Origin of the sequence: Tritonibacter horizontis, assembly GCF_001518015.1 — a bacterium.
Classification (GTDB): Bacteria; Pseudomonadota; Alphaproteobacteria; order Rhodobacterales; family Rhodobacteraceae; genus Epibacterium; species Epibacterium horizontis.
The window spans coordinates 1-4,947 of the sequence record NZ_LPUY01000001.1 but is presented as its reverse complement, the minus strand read 5'-3'; the positions used below and the strand labels follow the sequence as shown (position 1 = coordinate 4,947).

The window sequence follows — 4,947 nt, the reverse complement described above, 5'->3', positions numbered from 1 at the left end:
GGGCGCTTTCCCCCAGCGTGATCGCCCGCGCCAGCGCCCGCCGGTCGGCGTTCAAGATCCCGTCACTCAGCTCTGCGATGTCCATGGCCTGCCTCTCGTCCCGCTTGCGTCTTGATGGCGCAAGCGGGCGGCGCTTGTCCAGTGACGGGGCGCAGAAAACCTTGCCCCCGCTCCGGTCGTCTGGCGCTCCCCCGGCCACCGACACGGCCCGGCCATGGCCCGCCACGCCGCGCCATTGCGCGCCCGCTCTGGACCTCACGCGCGCGATTGGCGATAAGCGCCGCCATGACACGGCTTCCGATTGACGATGTATTGCCTGCTTTGATCGACGCCCTCCGGGGCCATGGTCGGGCCGTGCTGCAAGCGCCCCCCGGCGCGGGCAAGACCACCCGCGTGCCCTTGGCGATGCGCGATGCCGACCTCTGCAAAGGCCGCATCCTGATGCTGGAGCCGCGCCGCCTCGCCGCCCGCACCGCAGCCGAGCGGATGGCCGCAACCCTGGGCGAACAGGTCGGCCAGACGGTTGGCTTCCGGGTGCGCGGCGAGGCCAAGGTGACCGCCGCCACCCGCATCGAAGTGGTCACCGAAGGCATCCTGACCCGGATGCTGCAGGCCGACCCGGATCTGCCCGGCATCGGCGCGGTGATCTTTGACGAATTTCACGAACGCTCGCTGAATGGCGATCTCGGCCTTGCCTTCTGCCTCGAAGTGGCCGATGCGCTGCGCGACGACCTGATCCTGCTGGCAATGTCGGCAACGCTGGATGCCGGCCCGGTGGCCACGCTGATGGCCGCCCCCATCCTGACCTCCGACGGGCGCAGTTTCCCGGTCGAGACCCGCTGGCTCGACACGCCGCTGCCTGCCCGGGCCCGGCGCCTCGATGCGCTGGTCGATCTGGTTGTGCGCGCCGAGGCCGAGAGCCGCGACACCGGCGGCGGGCTATTGGTGTTTCTGCCCGGCGAGGGTGAAATCCGCCGCGCCGCCGCACAGCTGGAGCGCCGCCTGCCGGACGATTGCAAGATCCGCCCCCTGTTCGGCGCCCTGCCCTTTGCCGAGCAGCGCGCCGCGATCCGCCCCGAGGCGGAGGGCCGCAAGGTGGTGCTGGCCACTGCCATCGCCGAAACCTCGCTGACGATCGAGGACATCCGCATCGTGGTGGACATGGGACAGGCCCGACGTGCCCGTTTCGACCCAGGTGCCGGCATGTCGCGACTGGTGACCGAACGCGTCACCCGCGCCGAGGCCACGCAACGGGCCGGGCGCGCCGGCCGTGTGGCGCCGGGCACCTGCTATCGGCTTTGGTCCAGGGGCGAAGACGGCGCGCTGATGGCCTTTCCCCCGGCCGAGATAGAAGCCGCCGACCTTACCGGGCTGGCGCTGGAACTGGCGCTCTGGGGCGCGGACCCTGCGGATCTGCCGCTGCTGACCCCGCCGCCGCAGGGCAGCTTTGCCGAGGCCCGCGCCCTGCTGCAGATGCTCGGCGCGCTGGATGCTGCCGGGCGGATCACCGATCATGGCCGCACCCTTGCCCGCCTGCCGCTGCACCCGCGCCTGGCCCATATGCTGGCCCAGGCCGGACCAGACGCCGCCCTCCTGGCCGCGCTGATGGGGGATCGCGATCCGCTGCGCGGCGCCCCGGTGGATCTTTCGCTCCGGCTGGAGGCGCTCCGGGATCTACGGGGGTTTCGCGCCCGCCGCCCCTACCAGGTGGCCACCCCGGCGGTGCAGGCGATCACGGCCGAGGCCAGGCGGCTCCGGTCGCGGCGCGGCGGGGACACCACGGGTGCCTCTGGGGGCGATCTCTCCCCCGCCGCCATGGCCGCGCTCGCCTATCCCGACCGGGTCGCCCAGCGCCGCAAGGGCGACGAGGCGCGCTATGTGCTGGCCGGCGGCAAGGGCGCGATTCTGGACAATTCCGACCCGCTCGCCAGCGCCCCTTACCTCGTGGTGACCGACAGCGACGGCAACCCGCGCGAGGCAAAGATCCGTCTTGCCGCCCAGATCACCCTCTCTGAAATCCGCGCCCTGTTTGCTCCCCAGATCGACTGGCACGCGGTCTGCGACTGGTCAAAGCGCGACCGCCGGGTGATCGCGCGGCAGCAGGAACGGTTTGGCGCGCTGGTGCTGGAGGACCGGATCTGGAAGGATGTCCCGCCCGAGGCGGTGGCCATGGCCATGCTCGACGGGGTGCGCGATCTGGGTCTGCGCCTGACCGGGGCCGCCGCACGGCTGGCCGCGCGGGTGGAGCTGGTCCGGGCCGAAGGCCACGACCTGCCGGATTTCTCCACCGAGGGGCTGATGGCCACCCTGGAGGACTGGCTGCTGCCGATGCTGTCCGGTCAGCGCAGCGCCGAGGCGTGGAAATCCTTCGACCTGCTGCCGGCCCTGCGCGCCGCGCTCAGCTGGGAGCAGACCCAGCTCCTGGACCGCGAGGTTCCCGCCCAGTTCACCACCCCGCTCGGCCGCAAGATCGCCATCGACTATGACGGTGACATTCCCGGGATCGAGGTCCGCCTGCAAGAGATGTTCGGCGTCACCCGCCACCCCACGGTGGCCGGCGTCGCGCTCAAGGTGACCCTGCTGTCGCCCGCCCGCCGTCCGATCCAGATCACCCGGGATCTGCCCGGCTTCTGGTCCGGCTCCTATGCGGATGTGCGCAAGGACATGCGGGCGCAATACCCCAAACATCCCTGGCCCGAAGACCCCACCCAGGCCGAGGCAACCCTGCGCGCCCGTCCGCGTCCGCCGCAATAAACGCACAGTTTCCCACGTCTCCACCCGTATTTCGGGCATTCTCCAACAGGTTGCGTTATAAAACTGTTGCAAATGCCCCGTTTCCTGCATAATTTCCCTTGTTCAAACGCACCCGCGCTCAACACAGGAAATCCGGTCGCGTCCGGACCACCGTCACCCATATATGTTCCAGTTCCTGACCAAATTCTGGTCCCAGACCCTCTTGCCGATGCTCTCACGCCCGCCCCGTTTGCAGGTGGCGGCGCTGTGCTTTCGCGAAACGGAGGCCGGACGCGAGGTGCTGTTGATCACCAGCCGCGACACCGGGCGCTGGGTCTTGCCCAAGGGCTGGCCAATGGCGGGCAAAACCAGCGCCGAAAGCGCCGCTGAAGAAGCCTGGGAAGAAGCCGGCGTGCGCCGCGGGCGGTTCGAGGATCAGCCCATCGGGCGCTATGTCTACGACAAGCGGCTCGACAGCGGCGCAACGGAGCCGCTTGAAACGCTCGTCTATGCGCTCGAGGTCGAAGACCTGCGGGACGAATTCCCCGAGATGCACCAGCGCCAGCGCAACTGGGTCACCCCGTCAGAGGCCGCGGTTCTCGTGGATGAACCCCAATTGCGCGACCTTCTCAGCCGGTTTTGACGCTCTTGATACCAATGTCACATCCCTGCGCCATAGTGGTGGCGCATCGGGCGCGAATGACGCGACCCCAAATGCTCTGGTCGCAAATGGAGCGGCCGCAAATGTACGGGTCGGATATGGACCGAGCGCACATGACCTGGTCGCTTGCGGTCGGCGCGCAGACGCGGCGGTCCCGTCCGGCAACGGAGGCGGAGGCCCATGTCCGACAGCCCTGAGACCTCAGCCCCCCCCGCGACCACGCCCGCGACGAACCAGGCCGACCGGGCCGACCAATCAGACTGGCGCTCCCTCGACAAGGACCTGACCCGGCTCAATCAGGTGGAACGGGTCACAGGATTTGTGGTGCGCCCCCTGTTCGGGGTCGGTCTGGCCCTGGCCTTCATGCTGCTGGCCGGTCTGGTGGCCGCCTTGGTGCTTGGCACGGCTCCGACCACGGTGATGGCCGCCGCTGCGGCGATTTTCGGTGCCTATCTGGCGATCAACATCGGGGCCAATGATGTGGCCAACAACATGGGCCCCGCCGTCGGCGCCAAGGCGCTGCCAATGGCCGCCGCCCTCATCGCCGCCGCTCTGGCCGAGACCGCAGGCGCGCTGCTTGGCGGCAGCGAGGTGGTTGCCACCGTGTCACAGCGGCTGATCCACCCGGCTGCCATCAGCGCACCGGATGTGCTGATCAAGGCGATGATGGCGGCCATGGCAGCCTCGGCGCTTTGGGTCAATCTGGCGACCTGGATCGGCGCGCCGGTCTCCACCACCCAGAGCATCATCGGCGCGATCATCGGCGCCAGCATCGCCGCGGTTGGTTTTGGCGCCGTCGACTGGATCACCTTCAGCAGCATTGCCGCCAGCTGGATGCTGTCGCCGCTGATCGGTGCGGGGCTGGCGATGGCGCTTCTGGCGCTGATCCAGCGGCTGATTTCCAGCCAGCCCGACAAGATGGCCGCCGCCTGTCGTTGGGTGCCGGTGTTCCTGGGCGGCATGGGCGGTGCCTTTGGCATGTTTTTTACGCTGAAGCTGCCCGATACGCTCTATGCGCCCCCCCCGGGCGTGGCGCTTGCAGTGGGCGGGCTGGCGGGGCTGATGTCCTTTGCCATCGCCCGCCCGGTGATCCGCCGCCGTGGCGATGAACTGGAAAACCAGAAAGGCGCGATCAAGGCGCTGTTCCGCCTGCCGCTGGTGATCGCCGCAATCCTGATGTCCTTTGCCCATGGCGCCAATGATATTGCCAATGCCATTGGCCCGCTGGCGACCATCGTGCAGGCGCTCGGGCAGACCGACAGCGCAGGCCTGCGCCCCTTTGCGCCGCTTCATGTGCCCTTCTGGGTGCTGTCGATCGGCGCTCTTGGCATGGCGATGGGGGTGCTGCTGTTCGGTCCCCGCCTCATCAGCATGGTCGGCACCCAGATCACCAAGCTGAACCCGATGCGCGCCTATTGCGTGTCCACCTCGGCGGCGCTGACCGTCATCGTGGCAAGCTGGCTCGGCCTGCCGGTCTCCTCGACCCATGTCGCCGTCGGGGCCGTGTTCGGGGTTGGGTTCTACCGCGAACATATGGCCGCTCAGGCCCGCCG

Annotated in this window: 3 protein-coding genes and 1 pseudogene; 3 read left to right on the top strand and 1 reads right to left on the bottom strand. The window is 68.8% G+C overall.

From position 1 onward, the window contains the following. Window positions 1–259: pseudogene (locus TRIHO_RS24015) on the bottom strand (hypothetical protein); the annotation flags it as partial. Between the two features lie 26 nt (window positions 260–285). On the opposite strand from TRIHO_RS24015, the gene hrpB reads away from it, so the two are divergent. The 3 genes from hrpB to TRIHO_RS00005 all read left to right on the top strand — a co-directional run. Continuing rightward, window positions 286–2,754, top strand: a complete 2,469-nt coding sequence (gene hrpB, locus TRIHO_RS00015) for an ATP-dependent helicase HrpB (protein WP_068239007.1) — start codon at window positions 286–288, stop codon at window positions 2,752–2,754. A 163-nt stretch (window positions 2,755–2,917) separates the two neighbouring features. Further along, on the top strand, window positions 2,918–3,376 hold the full coding sequence (locus tag TRIHO_RS00010) for an NUDIX hydrolase (protein WP_068239005.1): 459 nt from the start codon (window positions 2,918–2,920) through the stop codon (window positions 3,374–3,376). A gap of 198 nt (window positions 3,377–3,574) precedes the next feature. Beyond that, window positions 3,575–4,947, top strand: a 1,373-nt coding sequence (locus TRIHO_RS00005; protein WP_082704958.1) for an inorganic phosphate transporter, incomplete at its 3' end; no start/stop codon positions are given.